22 protein-coding genes are annotated in these 23,028 nt (G+C 40.5%); 9 read left to right on the top strand and 13 right to left on the bottom strand.

The features are described 5' to 3' along the window. Positions 1-186: 186 nt before the first annotated feature. From H1A14_RS21800 to H1A14_RS21780, 5 genes are all read right to left on the bottom strand, one after another. The gene (locus H1A14_RS21800; protein WP_194778432.1) at positions 187-1,755 is read right to left on the bottom strand and encodes a S41 family peptidase; all 1,569 of its coding nucleotides are present in this window, start codon (positions 1,753-1,755) and stop codon (positions 187-189) included. A gap of 83 nt (positions 1,756-1,838) precedes the next feature. Next, positions 1,839-2,366 carry a dihydrofolate reductase family protein gene (locus H1A14_RS21795; protein ID WP_194778431.1) on the bottom strand — a complete coding sequence of 176 codons (528 nt, stop codon included), beginning with the start codon at positions 2,364-2,366 and terminating at the stop codon, positions 1,839-1,841. 38 nt (positions 2,367-2,404) lie between these two features. Beyond that, positions 2,405-3,145 (bottom strand): MBL fold metallo-hydrolase, encoded by a 741-nt coding sequence (locus H1A14_RS21790; protein ID WP_194778430.1) that lies wholly within the window; start codon positions 3,143-3,145, stop codon positions 2,405-2,407. A gap of 265 nt (positions 3,146-3,410) precedes the next feature. Then, a complete protein-coding gene (locus tag H1A14_RS21785; protein WP_194778429.1) occupies positions 3,411-5,465 on the bottom strand; it encodes a PKD domain-containing protein in 2,055 nt (684 codons plus the stop codon). 166 nt (positions 5,466-5,631) lie between these two features. After that, complete coding sequence (locus H1A14_RS21780; protein ID WP_194778428.1) at positions 5,632-6,303, bottom strand: hemerythrin domain-containing protein; 672 nt, start codon at positions 6,301-6,303, stop codon at positions 5,632-5,634. Positions 6,304-6,448: 145 nt separating this feature from the next. Here H1A14_RS21780 and H1A14_RS21775 point away from each other — a divergent pair, with 145 nt between their 5' ends. Further along, the gene (locus H1A14_RS21775; RefSeq protein WP_194778427.1) at positions 6,449-9,460 is read left to right on the top strand and encodes a sensor histidine kinase; all 3,012 of its coding nucleotides are present in this window, start codon (positions 6,449-6,451) and stop codon (positions 9,458-9,460) included. Between the two features lie 168 nt (positions 9,461-9,628). Further along, entirely contained in the window at positions 9,629-10,261 is a 633-nt protein-coding gene (locus H1A14_RS21770; RefSeq protein WP_194778426.1) for a response regulator, read from the top strand. A gap of 151 nt (positions 10,262-10,412) precedes the next feature. On the opposite strand, the gene H1A14_RS21765 is transcribed toward H1A14_RS21770, so the two are convergent. Then, positions 10,413-10,724: a hypothetical protein gene (locus H1A14_RS21765; protein ID WP_194778425.1), complete on the bottom strand. Its 312-nt coding sequence runs from the start codon at positions 10,722-10,724 to the stop codon at positions 10,413-10,415. A gap of 58 nt (positions 10,725-10,782) precedes the next feature. Between H1A14_RS21765 and H1A14_RS21760 the strand changes: the two genes are divergently transcribed. The 6 genes from H1A14_RS21760 (at position 10,783) to H1A14_RS21735 (ending at position 15,038) form a co-directional block, all read left to right on the top strand. Beyond that, positions 10,783-12,003 carry a sensor histidine kinase gene (locus H1A14_RS21760; RefSeq protein ID WP_194778424.1) on the top strand — a complete coding sequence of 407 codons (1,221 nt, stop codon included), beginning with the start codon at positions 10,783-10,785 and terminating at the stop codon, positions 12,001-12,003. Continuing rightward, positions 11,990-12,715, top strand: coding sequence for a LytR/AlgR family response regulator transcription factor (locus H1A14_RS21755; protein WP_194778423.1), 726 nt, complete (start codon positions 11,990-11,992; stop codon positions 12,713-12,715). Before H1A14_RS21760 ends, H1A14_RS21755 begins: the two co-directional genes overlap by 14 nt. 232 nt (positions 12,716-12,947) lie before the next feature. Further along, positions 12,948-13,520, top strand: a complete 573-nt coding sequence (locus H1A14_RS21750) for an RNA polymerase sigma factor (RefSeq protein ID WP_194778422.1) — start codon at positions 12,948-12,950, stop codon at positions 13,518-13,520. 179 nt (positions 13,521-13,699) lie between these two features. Continuing rightward, positions 13,700-14,254 (top strand): cupin domain-containing protein, encoded by a 555-nt coding sequence (locus tag H1A14_RS21745; protein WP_194778421.1) that lies wholly within the window; start codon positions 13,700-13,702, stop codon positions 14,252-14,254. Between the two features lies 1 nt (position 14,255). Next, on the top strand, positions 14,256-14,630 hold the full coding sequence (locus H1A14_RS21740; RefSeq protein WP_194778420.1) for a DoxX family protein: 375 nt from the start codon (positions 14,256-14,258) through the stop codon (positions 14,628-14,630). Between the two features lie 9 nt (positions 14,631-14,639). Then, on the top strand, positions 14,640-15,038 hold the full coding sequence (locus tag H1A14_RS21735; protein WP_194778419.1) for a VOC family protein: 399 nt from the start codon (positions 14,640-14,642) through the stop codon (positions 15,036-15,038). 159 nt (positions 15,039-15,197) lie between these two features. On the opposite strand, the gene H1A14_RS21730 is transcribed toward H1A14_RS21735, so the two are convergent. From H1A14_RS21730 to H1A14_RS21725, 3 genes are all read right to left on the bottom strand, one after another. Continuing rightward, positions 15,198-16,343, bottom strand: coding sequence for an FAD-dependent monooxygenase (locus H1A14_RS21730; protein ID WP_194778418.1), 1,146 nt, complete (start codon positions 16,341-16,343; stop codon positions 15,198-15,200). Positions 16,344-16,511: 168 nt separating this feature from the next. Next, the gene (locus H1A14_RS23265; protein WP_228527917.1) at positions 16,512-16,625 is read right to left on the bottom strand and encodes a GNAT family N-acetyltransferase; all 114 of its coding nucleotides are present in this window, start codon (positions 16,623-16,625) and stop codon (positions 16,512-16,514) included. Then, the gene (locus H1A14_RS21725) at positions 16,622-16,864 is read right to left on the bottom strand and encodes a GNAT family N-acetyltransferase (protein ID WP_194778417.1); all 243 of its coding nucleotides are present in this window, start codon (positions 16,862-16,864) and stop codon (positions 16,622-16,624) included. The genes H1A14_RS23265 and H1A14_RS21725 overlap by 4 nt, the downstream gene beginning before the upstream one ends. Before the next feature lie 378 nt (positions 16,865-17,242). Here H1A14_RS21725 and H1A14_RS21720 point away from each other — a divergent pair, with 378 nt between their 5' ends. Continuing rightward, complete coding sequence (locus tag H1A14_RS21720) at positions 17,243-17,536, top strand: Bor family protein (protein ID WP_194778416.1); 294 nt, start codon at positions 17,243-17,245, stop codon at positions 17,534-17,536. Positions 17,537-17,604: 68 nt separating this feature from the next. Here the strand turns inward: H1A14_RS21720 and H1A14_RS21715 are convergent, their stop codons facing one another. The 4 genes from H1A14_RS21715 to H1A14_RS21700 all read right to left on the bottom strand — a co-directional run bounded on the left by H1A14_RS21715 (position 17,605) and on the right by H1A14_RS21700 (position 22,561). After that, the gene (locus H1A14_RS21715; RefSeq protein WP_194778415.1) at positions 17,605-18,285 is read right to left on the bottom strand and encodes an SRPBCC family protein; all 681 of its coding nucleotides are present in this window, start codon (positions 18,283-18,285) and stop codon (positions 17,605-17,607) included. 177 nt (positions 18,286-18,462) lie between these two features. Next, positions 18,463-19,461, bottom strand: coding sequence for a DNA topoisomerase IB (locus H1A14_RS21710; protein WP_194778414.1), 999 nt, complete (start codon positions 19,459-19,461; stop codon positions 18,463-18,465). After that, complete coding sequence (locus tag H1A14_RS21705) at positions 19,458-21,251, bottom strand: alpha-amylase family glycosyl hydrolase (protein WP_194778413.1); 1,794 nt, start codon at positions 21,249-21,251, stop codon at positions 19,458-19,460. Before H1A14_RS21705 ends, H1A14_RS21710 begins: the two co-directional genes overlap by 4 nt. Positions 21,252-21,604: 353 nt before the next feature. Continuing rightward, entirely contained in the window at positions 21,605-22,561 is a 957-nt protein-coding gene (locus H1A14_RS21700; RefSeq protein ID WP_194778412.1) for a YihY/virulence factor BrkB family protein, read from the bottom strand. Positions 22,562-23,028: the final 467 nt, after the last annotated feature.

The following is a 23,028-nucleotide window of genomic DNA, read 5'->3' as shown; positions in this document are numbered from 1 at the left end:
TTGAAAACCTGGCAGGTCTAAAAGTATTATTGATTTTCCGTAATCTTTAACCGAAGGTGTTCAAACTCGGAAACGTTTGGTATTTTAATAGCAATATCCTAATATCAATATCACGTTAAGATAGAATCCATACTATTGCCAGTAACACCCCATGGAATCAGAATATTTTTTGGATCACAATATAAATCATTTGGATTCCAAAAGCTCGATAGCTCTTGCTATCCATTCCTCATTTGCTTCGGCACTAACCATGGGAGGTATTCCCACAAATTCGTATTGACTTTCTTTTTCGTATCTTGTAGTACTCATGCTCAATTGATAACCCATAGGAGTCATAATCGGAAAAACATTCCCATAGCCTTTGTATCCACCCGAATTCTCTCCATAGGTAATGACTTTCTTGCTTTGATTGGCAAGTAGAATCAAGTTTTCACAGGTACTTGCACAGCCTCTATCCATCAGAAGCACGATTTTCTCCGGATTGAGGGGAAGTGGTTTTTCTTGGTTGTAATATGTAAGCCGGTATCGATTATCTTCACTCATAGAATTGGTCAAAACAAATTGTTGGGATCCGAAATCAGTTTCCATGGTTTCTCCAAGTTCTTCTATGGAATCAAACATATTGACATACTCCCCTTCTTCACCAGCTTCCATTTTTTTGATCAGCTTCCTTAAATGGTCAATCGTGGCTTTACCGTACCTGGCAGAATCTGATTTTATTTGCTCAAAGAATTCGGCATAGGTTTTTAGATTATCCTTGGTGGCGTACAACTGAGGGAGTTCAGTTCTTAATGTATCTGTATAAAACATGGGGATAAATGGAGCCAATAAAGCGTCACTCCCACCTCCATTACCTCTTACATCAATGATCAATTTGGAAACGCTGCCCAGTTCCTGCTCGTGAGCCAGAAAAAGGGAATCCAATTGGCTTTTGAAATATCCTTCAAAGGTTTTTATTGACAGGTAGCCTAGATCATCATATAACAGTTTAAATTCAAAAAGCTTTTGCTCCTGACTAAATTCTGAATCAAAAGGTGGATGCTCTTCAATTATCGCCTCCTTTTTTATCCAAGTACCCAATTGATTTCCATCGAATCTCACTTCCTCATCATTTAGACCGTAAAATTTATAGTAGAAATACCCTTGAAATCGGTTTTCTCCCAATGCTTTCAGTTCAAATTTGACTTGACCGGGTTCCCATATCTTGGTTTTTGAATCCAGTATAATTCCATAAAAATCACGGAAATCATTCTGATCCTTAAGCACAGCCACCGTATAGGTTCCATCCTGTGTTTCATAGATCCCTTCCATGGGTGCTGCATTTTCTGAATTTAAATAGGCCTCAATGGCAGGTAGGTCAAGTTCAATTCGTTCTCTATGTTGAAACCTGGTAGAGGCAAAAAATTGCTTCAATGCTTCTTCATTGTTTTCATCGACTTGATAGCCCATATCGTGGATCTGTGTATGGTTGTCTTTGAAATAAGCGAGGTATTTTTTTAGATAAATAATGCAGTGGTCTTCCACAGGATCACCTTGGATCTCCTTAGATACTGATTCAACAAATTCATCATATTCCTTCTGATTGGAGATATTGACATTGTCTCCAAATGCAGCATGATTCTTTTCTATGTAGCTTTTCAGAAATTCGAATTCATCCGGACAAGTACAAGGTGCTTTTTGGGAGAAGACAGGAGCGCTAAACGGGAGGCTGTTGAGTGCAAGGATTGATGACAATAAAAGGAAATATTTTTTCATGATCTACTTTAGGTTATTAAATAAATTTCTAATATACTTTATCTATTTAATTTATTTTCAGTTGTTTATCATACTAATTTTTTTTACTTTCTAATCTGGTAATGAAGTTGGACCAAACCGGATTCAAAAGATTTCACAGATTGTAACGCAAGCGCCTGTTCAGGGATGCCAGGAGAAAACAATCGGATCCCATCCCCCAGTGTGACAGGGATGATGGACAAGATGATTTCGTCCAACAATTTTCTTTCCATCATCATTCTGACTACTTGAGCACCTCCATCTACAAAAATATTCATGCCCTCTTGCTTTTTAAGTCTTTCCACTAAAGACACCAATTCATCAGAATAAAAATGCACATTTCCGTTTCTCTCTCTCAGTTCCCTGGTGATGATATACGTTTGCTTGTCCTGATGCGGAAACTCAGGAACCTGTTTCATCACCCATTCATAGGTTCTTCTTCCCATGATTACTGTATCAACGGTGTCTGTGAATTCCTTGTAACCATAGTCCTCTCCTTCTATTGCCACGCTATTCAAGAAAGAAAGATCGTCTCCTGGTTTGGCAATGTAACCGTCCAAACTACTTGCTATGTATAAAATAACTTTTCTCATTTCATATTCTGTTTTAGATTGGTCAATTCCATTGGATATCAATGGTCTAAAATAGGCTTGTATCTACAAATCAGATCTTCCAATTTTGCTTCCACATCCTCTTCTACAATTCCCCCATGATAGCAAATTACCTTTTGGGGCTTGAGTGCTTTAATTTTTTCTACCGATTTAATCGCATTTTTAAGGTCTAATGTGAAAGTGGGATTAGCGATTTCGAAAGAACCATTTTCTGCCACCAAGGCATCATTGGCGATGAGGATTCTTTGATTTGGAATGAAAAGTGAAATATGCCCTTTGGTATGTCCCGGCGTATGGAGAATCTGAATTTCATCTTCAAAAATTTCCCCATCATGAAAAGTTTTATCCACCTCAAGCCTTTTTATCTTGGTCAAGGCATGAATAAAACCGAGTGCCCAATTCCTGTAATCACCTGTGAGATCACCCAAAGAGCTTTCCGCCTGAACCAATCTCTCAGATTTAATTTTTCCGCTTACGGAATCCTTTTCAAATGATCCACAATAAATTTCTATGGATTCATTTTGCTCTTTAAACTTTTTGAGTGCCCCTAAATGATCGATATCATCATGGGAAATGATGATTCCGTGGATTTGATTTACCTGAATGCCTATTTTTGACAACTCGCCTACCAAATTTCCGAAAGTTTCCTCATACCCACAGTCTATTAAATAAACCTTATCCTTTTTCCGGAGCAAAGAAGGGAATAAGATTATTCTTGTATGATTGATTATCTGCTCAATTTTAATGGTGGTTACTGTCATTTTCTTATTGATTGGTTATATAATGATTGGATTTCCACACACTAGGTTGCATTGATCTGAAAAGGTCAGACCACATAAACATGGGATTTCACCATCAAATTTTTAGAAAAACAAACTTCCTTTCATTCCTTACCCAATGTCAATGAATGGTTTCCTTACTATTCATCAATCCCTGACTCAAAGTGATTACTTCAGGAAAATCTGAGATGAAAAAACAAGTCTTTCTTAATCGAAAGACTTGTTTTAAAAGGATTGAGATATTCAATTACAAGCGAATAATGTTGCCACTGCTCACGTCCTCAAACTGATTGCTACTTTCTACATCCGGATTGATGATGGCTCCAAAACTCGTATCAACCAAAATGCCCCATCCGCCGCTTTTTAGGATTTTGCTGTTCTTGAGCTGTAGACCAGTGCCTCCGGGAAATACACCGATACTTGCTTTTCTTCCACCTGTCCAAGGCAGCTCAAGACCTCCAGCTCCAGAAACCAAGGTATGCTCCATGACATTATGGTTGCTGTTGGATCTAAAAATTATGCCTCTCCAATAGCCCTTTTGATCCACACTTCCTTTGAATTCGATATTCTTTTGGCTTGTTCCTTTGGCTATCAGGTAGCCGTCATGAAGGATTGCCAACATGGCGTGTTGGTTAAATTCAAGTTTTACTCCGGGCAGTAATTTCAATCCAGAAGTTACATCAAGTTGATTGGGAAGGTAATAGGTCATGCCACCTGGTAATGGCCCCCAAACTGCCTCTTCTGTCTCATTGAGAGAAAATCCCACAACTTCCACAGCAGGATTCTGATTTTGGACAGCTACTTGGATCAGGTCTTTCACCCTGTAAACCATTGCAGCCGGTAAGGCCATAACTTTACCCTTAATGGCTTCCACTGATAATTTCTCAAAATCACCCAATACTGCTCCCTGTTCTACATATAGCCCATAAGCGTTGCTTCCTAGGATCTTTGTATTCACCAAGTTTAGCTTTCCTCCTTGAGCTCCATCCACACCTATTGCGGCACTTTGGTCCATGCCATAGCCTTTTTGGTTGTTACCTGCATGACGGATTTCTACCCACTCCAAGCGGTTGAGATCACTTGCGGAGTGAAAAACCAATCCACCCCATTTGTGATTTCCTGCAGGCCATACCTCCATGCTGATTTGGTCCAATTGACTGCCTTTGGCATGAAGGGAACCAAGGACTCTGATAAATCTATCAGGCGCCACCCCTATTTTAGCACCCATTTCCAGTGTTAGGTTGGATTTGATGACCAGGTTTTCACTGATCCTGTAACGTGTCTGATTGCTAAGTTTAGGCCAGGTGATATTTCCTTGAATTATGAGTTCAGGACCAGTGACTTCAACATAGTTTGCATCCTGGGAATGGGCTTCCCATACCGTCTCAGCATCCAGCTTATGGACCTCATTCACAGGCAATACCATGTTGACCCCATCATTTTGTCTGAATGCATTTTGGCTAAAATCCATTGAAGCGGTGGGGCTGACCCAAAACCCATGTCCCAAAGACTGAAGAATGGTGGATTGGGCGATCCTCAAATAGGAATTGCCGGCCAATCCCAAAGCAGTGGCTTGCAAAAGTGGATAAACTGCCTGACTTCCCGCATCCTTGATTTCTACATGCTGAAATTCATTGAAAGGCGAATTGGTTTGGATAACAATCCCCGCCCAATATCCTTTGGCAGCAGCTTTTCCAATAAATTGGATTTTCTTATCCATTTCTCCTTTGGCTATCAGTATGCCACCCTGCTGCACCAACATCCCTTTCTTTTCTTCAAATGCAATCACCACTCCGGGTTGAACGGTCAGCTTTGCTTTCACTGCGAGATTGACCGAAACAATGTAGTCAGGTACTGTAGGATCATCATGGATATCAAAAAGAATGCGATCCTGTGTGATGTCTTGGTCCAAGATTATGGTGACCCCAGCATTGCTGTTGACCGCGGTTATTTTGACCGAGGCTTTGCTTTCTCCTGTCTCATTGGCGATTTTCAGTTCAATGGTATAATCACCTAGCTGATCTGGGGTAAAAGTCGATTTCTCATGGCTCGCACCTTCCAGGATGGCAGTGCTGTTTTCAGGCTTGGATTTGAAGCTCCACTCATACGAAAAGGGCTTGTTGTTCCCATCTTTGGAAGCAGTTCCGTTGAGTTCGACAGCGATACCCAAAGGCACCTCTCTGTCAGTTCCGGCGTTGGCTTGTAATTTATTGGTAAGCGTAGGCAATGTATCATCTGTGTCACATGCGGCGAACAAAATCACCCAAAGGCTCGCCAAAAGCAATTTTTGAATAGTTTTCATATATGTGGTTTTATTAAAATGGTTTTTAACTTGATTATTGAAGTTTTACTTTATTTTAGGTATATTATTTTATTGATTAATAATGCTTTAAAATTTAAATTTTGAAACAAAATTGGTCAACCCAATGCGCTTATCTAATATCCAAAGAGGATTTAAAGTAAATTTATTAGGCTTCCACTCCTGTCAATTGATGCAACAGTTCAGAAAAAACAGCCTCATCCAGTTCAGGTTTGATGACTTCAATCAGGGCATCAAAAAATGGTTTTGGTGCCTTATCCCTCAAGCCAGACAGTACCATGAACCGCTCCGAAGGATTAAGAGCGGGGACGATATACCTGAACCATCTGAGGATTTTTTCCGGTGAAAAAGAAGCCAAAATCCGATGATGCAGGTCCATCAGTTCCTGGTCTGAGAAGTGCGTCCAAATCAAATCCAACACCGCCCTTTCCTCCATGATCATATGCGCCAGATATTGGGAATGGAAATCCGATAACTCCAAAAAGTAATCGATGAACAATTGTGGTTCGGCTTTAAATCGAAGCTGGTCAAGTTGAGTTGCAAGCTGATGGACCATGGCCTCCAACCTTTCGTGCTCCTCCATATTTTCTATGGTGCTGCCAGGTGCCTTTTGCTCAAGCAAGGGCAAAATCATATGGTCTTCTGTGCGCGCATGTTGTTCCAAAAGGAAGAAAAGTTCTAAGGAAAGAAAGTGTAGCTGTTCGATGTCTGACTGCTTGGAAACATCGAGGTTACCCGCCAAAAGGCTTGTTTTGGCCAATAGATGTCTAAGCCCCTTGTGGGGCAATAGGTATGGATTGATTCTTTGTGGTTTTTGCATGGTTTTGTTGATTTTCTTGGTTCCAAGATGGAAAAACCAGCAATGGGGTTGCAGTCCTTTTGGATTTTGGATCAAAACCACATAAACATGTGAATTGGCGAAAGGGAATTAAAAAAATTCAATTCAAGTACTTATTTTTACTTTGATGATCAGGTGGTTTTGTTTGTTTCTCTTTACCCTCGTCCTGCAATTTGAGCTTAATGCCCAGACCAACTGGCATTTTAACCGCTTGACCATTCAAGATGGTCTGGCCTCCAATAATGTGTATTCCATTTGGCAGGATAAATCCGGTTTTATTTGGCTGGGTTCTTCCAACGGCCTTCAGCGGTTTGACGGGAAAAATTTCCTTTATTTCGACATACAGCAACCGCAGCCTCTTCCTGCCAAGCCTGTTAAACAGATCCTATCAGACCCAGAAGGTAACATGTGGTTGGCCTATGGGGAGGATTATGGAATATTTGAGCCCTCAGAACTGAAATTCACCAAGATTCCCTTTGCCAACAAGGGCAACCGCTATTTAGGTGAAAAGATGTTCATTGACAGTAAGGGGCGTGTCTTTGTTGTATTGGTCCGCAATACAGTATTGATGTATCAGAAGGATAAAGGGGTTTTCAGTGATGAAAACCTCCCGATCAAATGGCCAGATGGGTATTCGGTCAACCATGTGTTTGAAGATCTCGAAACAGGATATTATTGGATTTCATGCCAACAGGGAATGGCTGTTTTCGACCCTGCCACCAACCAGGTCTTTTCAAGAGAGGAAAATCCACATGGCTTACCTTTTTTGGATGATCCTCAGATCAATGGTGTCAGAAGTTATTTCATCGACGGAAATAGAAACCATTGGATCAATTATTGGGATCAAAAAGGGCAGGTATTCCAGTCCTACAGCGAAAAGGAAAAAAAAATCACAAATGCTGCCTCAACCCTTCATAACCATACCAATGAATACAGAGAAACAGACCATAGCTTGGAAACGAGCAAGGGGGAATTATGGAAATATGGAGTCAACAGCCTTCAGGTTTGGAATAAGGACTTAAGCCGATTTGAATTTCTAAGGGATGATTACCTAAAACACAGTCAGATCTATCAGGTCATTGAAGACAGGGAGGGTGCAATTTGGTTGGCTTCGGATGAGGGAGTATACCTCCGCTCACCCAATGCGAATGAAATCCAATTTAAAAAATTTGAAAAGGCTGATCCTCCTCATCTGCTATTGACTGCCAGAGAAATTTGGAACAAGGCCAAGACAACCAAACAATATTGGTTAGCAAGCTGGGGAAGAGGGATGGTTATCTTAGATGAAAATTTTCAGGAAAAGCCACATGGTAAAATTTATGATCAGGCACCGGATCTCACGGAAATCAGACAACCATGGCATCTTATTCAAGAAAAAAACAGCAATTGGGTATGGGTAGGTTTACAGAGAGGTTGGCTCCAGCTCATCGAACCAGAAAGTTTGGAAGCCAGGTATTTTCAATTTCCCATTTTCAAGGGTTCTACCATCCGTGGTATGAGTCAAGACCATAATGGAAACTTATGGATTTCCACTCAACGTGGAGACCTCATAAAATACAAAGCAAATAGCCCTTTGGTCGATGAGTCTTTTGAATTGGTGCACGCCTTCAATGGGTACACCTTTGGAAATTTAGTAGATAGTAAAAACCGGATTTGGGTGGTTTCCTCCCACTCCGGAGTATATTGCCTTGATGCTCAAAGTGGTGAAATCTTAAAACACTTGGATGATTCGATCCTTTCTTCCAATAAGCATGAAAAAATCACCCAGCTCAATGACAGTATATTTTTTTTCGGCTATGACCTGCTGAATGCCTACAATGATAACAGTGGAGAAAATCGAATCCTTTCTTATGCAGATGGAATGATCAGCAATGAAATCCTCCACATGCAAGCAGACAAGGATGGTTTTCTTTGGATTTACACACCCAATGGTATCTGTAGGTACAATTATTACCAAAACTCCTTTACCCCATATGGTCAAAAAGACGGTCTGGATCAGCTGGAATTGGATGGAAATGGAGGCACATTGACCCAGGATGGCCATGTGATTTTCACTGGTTATGGTTCCTTAGTCTATTTTGACCCCGGCAAGTTCAACAGGTCCATCAACCCAGACAAGCCAACATTAACCAGCATCAAATTATTTGAGCAGCATTTGTTTGTAGATTCTTTGAATAATGACAGGAAGAAAACTTTTACGCATGACCAAAATGCATTTTCCTTCTATTTTAGTACCCTGAGTTTTAAACAGCAGGACAAACTCAAATATTTTTACCGACTCACTGGCATGGAACAGGAGTGGCGACCTGCTGGACAGAACAACATGGCGGTTTATTCACTTCTGCCTCCGGGTGGATATACCCTTGAGATCCGAAGCGAAAACCTAGAAGGAATCCCCTCTCCCATCGAAACCTTTTCCTTTAGGATCATTCCACCTTTTCACGAAACCTGGTGGTTTAGGGGTTTGGTATTGTTGCTTTTACTCGGCATTCTGCTGACCATGTACCGGTTGCATCTCAACCGTATCCTGGCAGTGGTAAAGGTGAGAAACAGGGTTGCCAGGGATCTTCATGATGACATGGGATCCACATTGAGCACCATCAATATTCTCAGTGCCATGGCCAAAACCAAGCTGCATTCCGACCCTGTCAAAACCAGCGATTATATTTCCAAAATCTCTGACAACAGTCAAAGGATGATGGAAGCCATGGATGATATTGTCTGGAGCATCAAGCCTCAAAATGACACCATGGAAAAAGTAATAGCAAGGATGCGTGAGTTTACCACCAATGTACTGGAAGCCAAGGAAATTGATTTCAGGTTTGAGGTGGAAGACAATGTGTATGGGATCAAACTCCCCATGGATGCAAGAAGAGACTTATTTCTGGTATTCAAAGAAGCTGTAAACAACGTGGCAAAATATTCCAAATGCAGCCGGGCCTTTGTCCACTTTTCCCTCAAAAAAGGCAAACTCCATATGCGGGTCAGGGATTATGGCCAAGGATTCGATCCTCAGGCTGCAGATTCCGGAAACGGGTTGAACAACATGCAAAAAAGAGCCAAAAATATGGGCGGAGAGCTAAAAATCACCTCTGAGATTGGAGAAGGGACTGAAGTGGTGCTGGACGTTGCGGTTTAAATTTAAATCCAAAGGATCAGATTCCCGATCATATTGCTATGCTTTGGGTCTTGTACTTTACCTACAAATACACCCCAATATGTGATTGGCCCGTTTCTAAGCAGTGATTAAATTTGTAAAATATTGATTGGCAGGTTGCTGCACAATCATAACAAAAAATAATTCAAGATGATAAAGGTTTTAATATACGAAGACAATCCCCAATTGAGAGAAGGGCTGACCATGTTGATCGACGGTACCGAGGGATTCCAAGTGTTGGGTGCATTTAAAAATTGCAGCAATGTGGCTTTTGAAGTCGGTTCTTATAAACCTGATGTCATATTGATGGACATAGATATGCCGGGAGTAAATGGACTGCAGGGATTAAAGATCATCCGACAGCAAAATACTGACGTGAGCATTCTGATGCTGACCGTTTTTGATGACAATGTCAACATCTTTGAAGCGCTGCAAAATGGAGCCAATGGATACATTTTGAAAAAGACTCCCCCAGTGAAATTACTGGAGTACATACATGAAGCAGCTACCGGCGGGGCACCAATGACAGCCTCCGTGGCTGCGCAGGTCCTCAAAATGTTTTCCCAAATCAACCTTCCTTCAGGAAATGATTATCACCTCTCAGAAAGAGAAAAAGAAGTCCTTCAATTCCTGGTCAAAGGCTACTCCTATAAAATGATCGCCTCTGAAATGTTTATCGCCATGGATACCGTCCGCAGCCATATCAAAAAAATATATGAAAAACTGCATGTCAACTCAAAGTCCGAAGCGGTCGCAAAAGCCTTTAGGGATAGGCTGATTTGAAAGATTCATCCAAAAAGCGGAATCATATCCACCTGTAAATGGAAACACAACCTAATTGATCTGCCTTTGGGATTTAGATCCGAGTGAATCCCTAAGCTAGAAAAGAGGATAAATCCATTGGACTTACCCTCTTGAAAGTATGAGGCAAAATTTATGGCTTTATTACTTCCGCTTTTTGGTCTTTCCAGATTGTGGGTAAGTGCCCTGCCAAAAAACTTTGGTGGATCAGATTGATGTAATTCTTGTCTTTTCTTTTTGTGGAATTCAATCTTTTTCCGATCAATTCGTGGTTGTAAAGCAAGTTGTGATCATTGTCATAGATTTTGATCTGAGAGTATTTAACGCCTTTTTGGGTCTCTACAACCCAAAAAGTACCGTTATCACCGAATTGTGATTGCGCTAAGGCGCTGCTTGAAATGGCTGCTGATAAAAGCAATGCGAAAGTAATGATGAAATTTTTCATGGTAAAATAAGTTTTGGTTTAGGATTACATTAACGGAATAAATGAATTGAATTTTCCAATGGTAGAAGTAGAATCGAGTTCAGTAGAAATAGAAGGCAAAATGGGCCACAAAGACTTTTCGTCTACTTTATCCGTCCTTTTGTCGACACTAATGGTACTAAACCATAAAAATTTTGGAACTTCAATCCTGGCATTATTCCAAGGATTGATGGAAGCATTTGTTTTTTCTGAAAAGAAAAGTATAAAATGGCTGAGACATATTTCGTTTTGGCTGCTTGTGCTTATTTTTCAGGGGGTAATTTATTCGACCAAATTTGATAGCATTGGCGAGGGGTTCTTGATTTCTTTTGTTGAAGCGATATTTTACCTCCCCATTCATTTGTTTTTGACCTACAGCATCATTTATTTTTTGATCCCTAGATTTCTGGTAAGGGGTAAATATGGTTGGTTGACATTTGGCGTTTTACTGTGCTTACTCGTTACCTCATTGATCACTATCCCTATCACCAATTACATTGTACTTCCTTTTCATGTCGACCATGCCATGATGTTTCAGCCCAAAAACAGCCTCTTTTATGGACTGATGGCGGGATTTAGAGGATCGCTGACCATCAGTGGCTTTGCTGTGGCCATAAAGCTCACCAAGCTCTGGATCCGAAAAAAACAGGAAACGGAGCTATCAGAAAAGGAAAGATTAATGGCAGAACTTAATTTTCTGAAAGGACAATTGCACCCACACTTCATCTTCAATACCTTGAGCAGCATCTATTACCTGTCTACCAAGCAGTCAGAAAAGACCCCATTGTCCATCCTGAAACTTTCCAACATCCTTCGGTTTTCACTGAATCATTCCGACCGGATTTTCATCAATTTAGAAGAAGAGTTGGCGCTTATCCAGGATTATATTGATCTTCAAAAATACCGGTATGGAGATGCCATGCATGTATACATGGATATAGAAGGCAAGGTCGAAGGGCTCAGGATTCCAGCCTTGTTGTTGATCCCTATCATTGAAAATGCCTTTAAATATGGCGCCGATGAAATCGGAACTGACAATTGGATTGGGATATCCGGGACGGTATGTGAAGGTACGCTGGAACTGAAAGTGATCAACTCCATCGCAATTAAGGAAAAGCCAACCTCCATGGGGATTGGTCTAGCGAATGTACAGAAACGGCTTGCCTTGCTCTACCCGGAACAATACAGCCTTGAAACCATTCATGATGAACGGGAATTTATCGTTAACCTCAAGATAAACCTCAGCCATGAATTCCAATAAGATGTATACCTGTGTCATCGTCGATGATGAATTTCATGCCAGAGAGTTGTTGAAGAACCACCTCGGTGTCCTCCCGTCTCTTAGGCTATTGGCTGTATTTGACAATAGCATCGAAGCTTTGAGTTACCTGATGGGAAAGGACGTGGATCTCTTGTTTGTAGACATCCAAATCCCCATAATGCTGGGTACTGATCTGGTCAAAAGCTTGGTCCATCCACCAAAGGTGATATTTACTACTGCGCATAAGGATTATGCTTTTGACGGATTCGAGTTGAATGCAGTGGATTTTTTATTGAAACCGATTTCCCTTGATCGATTTTTGAAAGCAGTGCAGAAGGCATTGAGCATGGACATGCTGGGCCAAGTCAGCCAACCTGTAGAACCCAACAAAGATAGTCCCTTCGTCATCATCCGGGCTGACCGAATGAACCATAAAATCCCCTTGACTTCAATCCTTTATGTAGAATGTCTCAAAGATTACCTGAAAATCTACACCGATGATAAATGCCTGATGACCAAAATGCCATTGGGAAGTTTCTTACAATTGTTGCCCAAAAAAGATTTCATTCGGGTTCACCGTTCCTATCTGGTTTCGAAAAAGAAAATCGAGGCTTATAACAGCTACCACATCAACATTGGTAAAGAAGAGATTCCAGTGGGTCCGAACTACAGAGAATTGTTGTTCAGTGAATTAGGCTCAAGAATAGGGTGATTTTTTTTTCAAGAACCGTCTTGAAACCCCATAATTATCTTTAGTTTTTGGTTTAGTTATGGTAACCGTTTTTTACCCAAAAATCACATTAACCTTTGATGTTTAGATAGCTATCCTCCCCTTTTTCACATCAACATGTGGTTTTGGAAAACTGCCAATCTGCTGAAATTTGTAGGATCACTTGCTCTTTAACTTTTGAATGAGGAAGTAACAACCAAAAAACAGCAAGCCAATGAAAAGCACCCTGGAAATTACCGATGAAACACTGTTTAGAGGCTGCTTGGCCAAAAACAGGTCAATGCAAAATGCCGTGTATGAAAAATATGCATCCAAAATGTACGCCCTCTGCCTGAGGTATGTCAAAGAAGCCGCCATTGCCGAGGACGTCCTGATTATAGGATTTATGAAAGTATTTGACCGCATCCACCAATTCAAATCAACTGGTAGCTTCGGGGGATGGATCAGAAGGATCATGGTCAATGAATGTCTGATGTACCTGGAAAAAGAAAAAAACTTTTACCGGGAAATTGGCATTGACAGCATTCTCCCCCCTCAGGTACAAACCCCACCTTCTGATGAACTTGATGTGGAAGATTTGATGAAACTGATCAACAGTCTTCCAGTAGGCTACAAAACAGTTTTTAATCTTTATGCCATAGAAGGTTTTTCTCATCATGAGATCGCCGATAAACTCAAAATCAGCGAAAACACCTCCAAATCACAGTTGAGCAGAGCAAGAAGTCTACTTCAAAAAATGATCAAAACCAAGGCAGAGAAAGAGTCCCATCCTTTGATGTATGCTTAGGAGAGTAGCCCTTTATGTTGAAGACTTTTTTGTCTGAATTTCCTTTTCTTCGGGAATTAGTTAAACGAAAAACTGTAGAAATTTCTCAATAATTTCATCACTGTATGTGTAAATCAGAAAGGATTTTCACATTTCTAAAAAAAATTGAACCAATCTTATCTATTTTATTAAATTCAGGTATGGAAATCTACCATAACCCTGCCACCGGAGATGTGATGAAAATCATCCAATCATCCAAAGATAGGAAGGATGGGAAATTAATCATTGAGGTAACCATCAAGGCATTTGCGGACTGGGCAAAAGTCTACCACTACCATCCCACCCAAACCGAAACTTTTAAAGTAATCCAAGGACATCTGTCCATGAGGGTAGATGGAAGACAGCTTACCTTAAATCCTGGAGACAGGAAACTCATTGTTCCTCCCAAGATGGGACATTGCTTTTGGAATGAAACTGATAAACCCGTGACTTTTGAAGCAGAGATATATCCGGCTGGTTCTATTGAAAACGCCCTCATTGCTACCTATAATCTGGGCTTAATGGGTAAAATGAACGAAAAAAATGTTCCAAAAAGCCTGGCTGATAAGTTGCTCCTTTTTGAGATGGTGGACAGTGTGCCAGTAGGAATACCTGAATGGTTGTTGAAAACATTGATCAAAACCCTCATGATCGTCCCTATGCTGCAGGGAAGAAAAAGAGGACTTCCTGAATATATCAACTTAACCCAACCCTAATATGAAGAAAAAAACCATTGCCAAAGTATTGGTCATCCTCCTCGCTTTGGACCTTTTATTGAGTGGCACTTTATTTATGTTTGGACCCAATTTCGGCGTCACTGATTTCCAAGACATCATCCATCGTTTAGGATTTCCTGCATACATTTTAGGTGCAATTGGTTTCGGGAAAATTCTGATGGGACTCACCTTTTTATTTTCCGGACAATTCAGATGGAGAACCTATGCCTATTTCGCCTTGCTGATCAACCTGTTCCTAGCCATTTATTCCCACTTATCCGCTGGAGATGGGTTTACGGAAGCAGCTCCTGCGATAGTTACCTTGGTTTTTGCCGGTCTTGTTTACTTTTTGGATTATCGGACTTACCACCCTTAATGATAGGTTATGACTTTGGAACATGTTGCCTTATGGACTGATGATCTTGAAAAACAAAAAATGTATTACTGCAGGTTTTTTGATGGAAAATCGAATTCTCTTTATCACAATCCCCAAACCGGGTTTCGAAGTTACTTCCTGACATTTGAAGGTGGTGCAAGGCTGGAAATCATGCAAAAGACAGACATTCCCCCTAACCTCAATGACAGAAAAACCAAACAACACCTTGGATTGATCCATCTGGCATTTGGGGCTGCGTCTAAGGATGAAGTGGACGGAAAGGCCAAGGAGCTATTGGATGAAGGCTTTGAAATTCTGAGGGGGCCACGGACCACAGGAGATGGCTACTATGAATTTGAAACTTTGGATCCGGACGGCAACCGGATTGAGGTTACTTTTAAAGGATGATATTTTTTCCTTCCGGGAATTTGAAAGCCATGTAGATGATAATTCTGAACGCTGATGATGCTGATCGAACTACCAAAGAAATCAGAAATCAATACCATCAGCGTAATTTTATTTCGCTCTGAAAGATTTTGTTTGATTCCATCGTCTTAAATTCTTTGATTAAAAATCCGTCTTAAGAATTTTTTCTATTTGTTTGTCATTGAAACTTTTAGGGGTATTCCTTAAAGCAAAATTTCTGACGCTGCAAAGGAACGGATTTTCCCATTGGGCCACCTTTCCCATTTTCCATGATATATTGACAATAAAGTCCGTTCTGGGGATTCTTCTCATTTCAAAGGATTGGAATGCCTTTGAAAAATCTTCCCCTTTGGCCATTTCATCTGCAAGGATATATGCATCTTCAATCGCCTGACAAGCACCTTGCCCTAGATTTGGAGTGGTGGCATGGGCGGCATCCCCTACCAAAACAATCCTGTCAAAGGCAAACTGACCAATCGGACTGATATCTATAATATCATTCCAAAGCAGCTGATGCTCCTCTGTGTGTTCCAAAATCCGTGGAATAGGATCATGATAATCTTTGAAATGAGCCAAAAGATCCAACACTTTCATAGACTGCATTCTGGGATCATTTCGGGGTGCATTGATACAAGCAAACCAATACAACTGCTCATGGGCCAATGGGGCTATTCCAAACCTTCCTTTTGTGCCCCAGGTCTCAGAGGTTTGATTGATTTGTAACCTGCTGTTGTCCATCACTGCCCTCCAACAGGTGTAACCGGAATACCTAGGGGTAGACTTTGGTAATAGCTGCTTCCTAATGGCTGAGTGGATACCATCTCCCACAATCAAATAATCAGTGGATAGGGATGATCCGTCTTCGAAGGATACAAGAACCTGATCTTTTTGGTGACTGAAAGCAATTGCCCTTTTGCTGGTGAAAACAGTGTCGGAATCAAGTTTGGAAAGCAGCAACTCATGCAAAGCATAGCGGTGAATCAAAAAATTATCCAAACCATACTTGTTGCTGATGGCCTCGCTGTCTGCCATCGTGATGATTTTGCCTTTTTGATCCAACAAAGCAAAAGAAGCCATTAATCTGCCTTTTCTGATGACTTCATCCATGAAGCCAAGCAAATTGTATACACGCATCGCATTGGAAGATAGGGACAAGCCTGCTCCCACTGGTTTGACTTGGGGGGCAGCCTCATATACATTGGCTTGGATTCCTTTTTGCCGTAAGGCTATGGCTGTGGTCAATCCTGCTATTCCACCTCCGATAATGCTGACTTTGATTTTTCCCATATAAGTTAGTTTTTTGAATATGATGTGCTAGGAATCCTGCATTTCACGCTTTTTTTTAAAGGACCATCTTTAATGAATGGTGGATGAATTTTAATTAATTGGATCAAACACATACACTGATTGACCAATGAACTTACTCAGATTTATGACATTCCAAAAATGCTTTTTTTAAAAAATATGTATGGAAGCCGGATTATCTTTATTGGTGGTCGCCACAATGGATTTGATATCTGTCTTAATCCTGGCCCAATTTACCACACCTGAGATAGCTTCTTTTGTCATGGTACTTTTTTATAAGCAGGATAAGTGCCATAACCTATTTCAATTATCCCTACCTCATTGGGAGGACCATAAAAACATATATCCCCTAACATCCTTCTTTCTCGCTTATAGAAGATTGTCAAAAGCACTGGAAAAAACACTTTCTCTTCGGACTTCTCAAGGTTTGGAATAAGTGTCTGGGTCAATGCTTCTTGGACTTCTGATGAAATCACTCTCGGGATAGGATCGAGGTCTAGCATCTTTTCTAAGCTTCAATTATTTTTCAAATACAACCGTAATTGATGCAGATAAAAAGGCAGAATTAAAGGTCTATCGGTTTCGAAGGGAGAAGTGGACATGATTATACTTATCAAAAGGGTTAAGTGGAAAAGCTAAATAAATTCTATTTCAAATTCAGGATGGTAAAAATCAAATTGAAGTTGCATCAATTATCCTTGTAGCAAAAGATTAAAAAGTGATTCGGTTATTATATCAGGGAGATAGGGTCATCACCCATTCTTCACATCAATTTCATAAAACCTAGTTTACTTTTTTAAAAAAACCACATCACCATGGGATATTTCCAAAATCCAGGAATTGGGAAATTTGCCTAACAAATCAACTATTAAAACAACACAATGAAAAAGACAATTTTCCAAATTGGCATGATGCTGCTCTCAACCGGATGGTTGACCTCATGCTACACCCAAAGCTACACCGTAGGAGATGGTCCTCAAAAGGGCATTGAAGTCAAAGACAGAAGCCATTATCTAGTATATGGACTTGCTCCTTTGAAAACCGCCGATCCGGTAAAAATGGCCGGAGAGACAAAGGATTACGAAGTAACCATTCAGCATACCTTCGTTGATGGCCTGATCAATGCCATTACCTTAGGTTTGTATGCCCCCACTACTACAAAAATCATCAAGTAACAAAAGAGGAGCATTTAGCTCCTCTCTTTTTTTACCCAAGTCCAAATCCTAAAGAAGAAATAAAGCTGTTATTTCAATTCATGTTTGCTCGGAAGCTGGTTTTCAGCATATAGCTTGAAATTATTCAAATCATTTTCCAGCATTTTTTCAAACAGAGGGGTATTTAGTTCTTCCAAATGCGGTTTGAAAGCCGGGTTAAACTTGTATTCAAAATCAATACTGACTTTAGTGGAAAAATCGTCCACTTTTTTAAAGCCAATGCTTCCTTTGTTTTGAAAAAATGCATTCTCATCCGACTGCCATGCAATTTTTTTATAAGGTTTGTCCTGTTTGATTCTGTTGATCCAAACCACCTTTTCTTTAGACCCCGGAATGCTGAGGTGCCATTTAGATGTCTCCGCATCCAGTTCATTGACTTCAGCCAGATGATGCATAAAAATGGGCAGATTGGCCAAACTTCTCCAAGAAGTATACACTTCATTTTTGGGCCTGTTGACCAAAAACGAAACTTTTGTGCTGATTTTCTCCAAGCCATCATCAATTTCAGCAGCTAAATTCCCATCCAGTAATCCTCCGAACTTCAAGCCTCCGTTGAAGATGAGGTAGCCCCCTGCGAAACTTAGAGGGATATTTTTTTTCTGTGTGCCCAAATACATCAGGTATGCCCCTGAAAATAAAGAAACGGCGGGTCCAATGCTTTTAAGGCCTTTTTTTAGGCTGTGGTAGATTTCAGTTGTCAGGTTAGTCATAGTTTTTTTAAGTTAAATAATGTGGTTTTAAATGTGGTTCATTCCAGCAATTACCATTGTGCCAGTAAATAAGGGATAAGTTTGGTTAAGGTTTTAACATGGATTAAGTTCTATATCTTTACAACAACTGTTTATGTAAAATAATTTGGCCTTTCTTTTTCCTTTTTGTTTTACATACTACTCTTCCAATAAGCGCATCAATAGTTTTTCTGAGGCAGAAAGCGCAAAGGGAGATTTTGAGTCCCGAAAAGGATTTTTCAAAGGAATCTCTTCTGCTTCAAGTTTGGTAAGAATCATAGGATGCACGTAATAGCCCCTGCACACCGTAGGTGTATTTCCTAATTCATCCGCTACCATTCTGATGAGTATGGTGTCCAGTTTTTTCCTGGGATTGGCCTTTTGCATTTCTATTGCCTCCGGGAAAAGTTCCAAGGCCAACCTGCTTCCGACCCATGTTCTGAAGTCCTTGCTGGAAAAACCTTCTCCCAGTACTTCATTGATGTATTCATTGACATCCTGGCTGTCAACTGGCTGGGTTTTTCCTTCCTCATCCATATACCTAAAGAGCTCGTACCCCGGCAAGTCCATGACTTTTTTGATGTATTTCACCAGTTTTTTATCCTCCAAGCTGACTTCCCTGAGTTGATTGCTTTTCCCTTTGAATCTGAACAAAGCAAATCCCCTTCCCAATTCCAAATGCTTTCTTCTCAAAGTGCTGAGGCCAAATGTACCATTGGACTGTGCATACTGCTTGTTGCCAATCCGAATCCCAGTCTCATCCAATATCTCCACCATCAAGGCCACTACTTTTCGGAGGTCCCATTCCCTTTTTCCAAGGTCTTCGGCGGTTTTTTCTCTTAGTTTAGGCAATAACTTGCCGAACCTCGCCATCCGGGAAAATTTCTCCTCTTGTTTTTGTCGCTCCCACAAATCGTGGTAGATGTATTGCTTGCGGCCTTTTAAGTCTCTGCCTGTCGCCTGAATGTGTCCATCATCAAACTTACAGATCATCACCTCATTCCACATGGGTGGAATCACCAGGTCTTTGATTCTTTTTTTTAGTTTGTTGGATCCAATTTTATTTCCATGTTCATCTGTATATTGAAAACCTCTACCTCTCCTTTTTCTTTGAATGCAAAGCGCCCCTTCATCGATATAGGTCAATTGATTCTTCATTTTGCTAAAATCACCCCTCCATAGGCAGGCAAATTAATCACGATGGAAAAAGGTTTGTCCTCAATTCCATCTCCGGTATGCACGGAACTTACTTCTATTTCCGAAAAATCTTGATCATAACCTTTCCAACCACTATTGAATTTCACATGCCAATCTCCTTCAAAAGGTACACCTACCTTGTAATCATATCTTTCATGATCCGAAAAATTAAGGATTATCAACGCAGGATTTTCGAGGTGATCAAGATGGGTTCTGCTGTAAGCAAGTACCAAAGTTTCCTGATTGAAATGTAAGGTCTCGGTACCTTGACCAGAAAGTCCGATCAAAGCTGGGTCTAGCCCTTTCCGAAGATTGATTAGATCCCTAAACATAATGGATATTCCATTAAAATTAGCCTGCCACGACCAATCCAGCGGATTGGTATCGGAAAATGAACCGTAAGTGAGGAATTCCTGGCCTTGAAAAATCATGGGTATTCCCGGTGCGGTAAATAAAGTGATGGCACCTAAAGTTGATTTCTTTTTGGCATATTCCCCGTCTGCTTCCCCAGGTTGAATCTCCTCTGGCAGACGGGAGGAGCCATTGGCTACATGGTCATGGGATTCGGTGAAAATGATCCGCTGAAAAGCGTCGTTGTTGAATCGGGTAAATAAAGATTCTACCACCAACTGCAGATTTCTGTGTCGATCATGGACTTCCAACAAAACCCTTTTGATTCCATGTGCAAAACCTGTTCCCCATTGTGTATGAAACCCTAATCCATTGTGCTCAATATCGGCGGTAACCACAGGATCGGCCTGAAGGTCTTCTGCAATCAGAATTTTATGAGGAAATCTTTCCTTCAATTCCGAATTAAGTGACTGCAAAAATGCATAACCCTCTTTCAATTCTGTATGGTTATGTGGATCTGCATGATCCATGTAGCGGATAAATGCTGTGGCATCAAATCGAAGGCCATCACATTGGAAGGTATCCAACCACATCAGGGCATTGTCTCTGAGGTAATTCAATACCTCCTTCCGACCATAATCCGGTCTGTTTTCTCCCCAAGGGGTTTTGGCTTTGTGATCATTGTAAAAATAAATTCCACCATAGTCACCTTCTTTCCACCCATCAAATTGCCATAAATCCATGTCAGAGGGACCGAAATGGTTGAAGACAACATCCATGATAACCGCAATTCCTCTGATATGGGCCTCAAAAATAAAGTGCTTGAGCCCATCAGGTCCACCGTATGCGGTCTCTATCGCAAAAGGATGGGATGGATTGTAACCCCAAGAATGATCTCCTGCAAACTCCATCACAGGCATGATTTCAATGGCATTGATGCCCAAGTCTCTTAGGTAATCCAGTTTTTCAACCGCTGTATAAAAGGTGCCTACCTGGTCTTCTTCTAATCCTTCTCTATTAAAAGTGCCGATGTGAATCTCGTAAATAACCAACTCATTGAAGGGTGCAATCTGAAATTGATGATCCTCCCAGTCTTTGTAAGGATCATAAATCACAGAATTGCCATTGCTTTGGGTCACTAGCCTGGCATAAGGGTCATTCCTCGAAAGTTTTTGCTCTCCGTTCAAGAGCACGTATTTATATTCATCGCCTGTTTTGGCCCCTTCTACAAAGGTATCCCAATAACCATCAGCTCTATGCTCCAATTCATTTGATTCGTCATTCCATTTGTTGAATGAACCCATTACAAAAACTCTTTGGGCATTTGGGGCCCATACCCTGAAGGTCACACCATCCTCAGAAACGATGGCACCCATCCCCTCCCTTAATTTTTCTTCCATAGTTTAATCATGTGTTACAGGTAATATTTAAAAATCAGATAAGTCCTTTGGTAATACCTATTGTTTGGTTCACTTTTTTTGACTCTTACATTTTTTACTCCAACAGGGTAGATGGCTTTTTTAAGAACATAAAAGCCCTCAGCATTTCAAATCGATTTGATATCTGAAGCGAAAATTCAGTCCTGATAAGAAATAGATTTACTATGTTAAAAACAATCTAATCTTAGATTTGGTATAAATATGAGGAATTATCACCAATTTAGCAATGATGAAAATTCAATAATTATGATTCCATAGACATAGTAAAAAACGAAAAGGTATAGTTTATCATAGCCTTGGTAGGATAGGGGTGCTCAACCCGATTCGCTTTTTTCTTCCTTTTCAGGCTTGCCCTTTTCTACTATTACCTCTTTTTCACTGACCACCATGGCGTATTCATTGGGATGCGTTTTGGAGCCATAAGTCTCGGCATATACCCTACAGAATGCTGCTCCATAGAAAAGAATCAGACAGGAGTAAGAAACCCAAAGCAGCAACAGAATAACTGAACCCGCTGCCCCATAGACGGATCCTGGCTCAGATTTGCCAAAATAAAAACTGAGGAGAATTTTGCCCAGATTGAAAAGTATGGCAGTCATAAAACCGCCCAACCAAACCGTATTCCACTTGATTTTCATGTCAGGCATATACCTGAAAATGGCCACAAAAAGAAAACCTAAGATTAAGGTAGTCAGCAAAAATTCAGCAGATTGCGCAACTATCACATAGGCAGGTTCCCAGATATTGGAAAGGTATCCAGTCAAAAATGTAAGTGCTGTGGATACCACAAAACTTACAATCAAAAGAAAAGCAATTGCCATAACAAAGGCCAAACTCATGGCTCGGTCCCTAAGGACTTTCCAGAAGCCCACATCTGGATTGACTTTGACATGCCAGATTTCGTTCATAGAAATCTGCAAATGATAAAATACTCCAGTAGACCCGAAAATCAACACCGCAATGCCTATGATACTTGCGAAAACCGTTCTTCCGTCTGTTTGGGAATTATCAATGATGGTCACCACAGAATCAGCCGCAGATTTACCGATCGCCTCTGTAATCTGTTCAGTAATCTGACCTTGGACAATTTCCTCACCCCAGATGAATCCAACCAAATTAATGATAATCAGCAATAGGCCGGGTAAAGAAAGTACCGCGTAATAAGCTACCACAGCCCCCAATCGAAAAGGATCGTTGGCATTCCAGATTTTGGCTGCTTCCCATAAGAGTTTTGGGAAATCTTTTATTTTAAATTTTTTGTGGCTAGCCATACAAGGTTTATAGAGAATAATAGGGAGTTTAAAATTGGAATTATAAGATAGTGCAGGAATCGTGCCTCAAATTTAAAAAAAATGAAGAAAAAATTAAATTAATTCAAGTTTTGATTTTGCAAAACCAAGTGAAAAAACAGAGTTGTTAGGGTCCCATGTAAAAAAAAATGTTGTAGGGATAACAATTTCAAAAAGAAAATGAAATTTGCTTAACAACATTTAAACTGGCTGAGATAAATATACTCAAAAAAGTCAAAAAATGGGCCCAAGTTTACGATCACCAATTTATCATGGTTTGGGTTCAGTAATGTTCAATTAAGTCCTCTTCTTAAGGAGGGGAATCATGCAGTTTGAGGTCTAATCTTTTCCTCCTTAGCCAAAGCCCAATTCCTAAATACAGCAATGTGGGGACAATCCCACAAATCGGTGAAATCAGAATTTCTTTACCGGCTTCTATCCGAATAAAA

It is taken from the genome of Pararhodonellum marinum, from assembly GCF_015354735.1.
Classification (GTDB): Bacteria; Bacteroidota; Bacteroidia; order Cytophagales; family Cyclobacteriaceae; genus Pararhodonellum; species Pararhodonellum marinum.
Note: the sequence above shows the minus strand (reverse complement) of the source record. Positions and strands in the feature narration are given on the sequence as shown.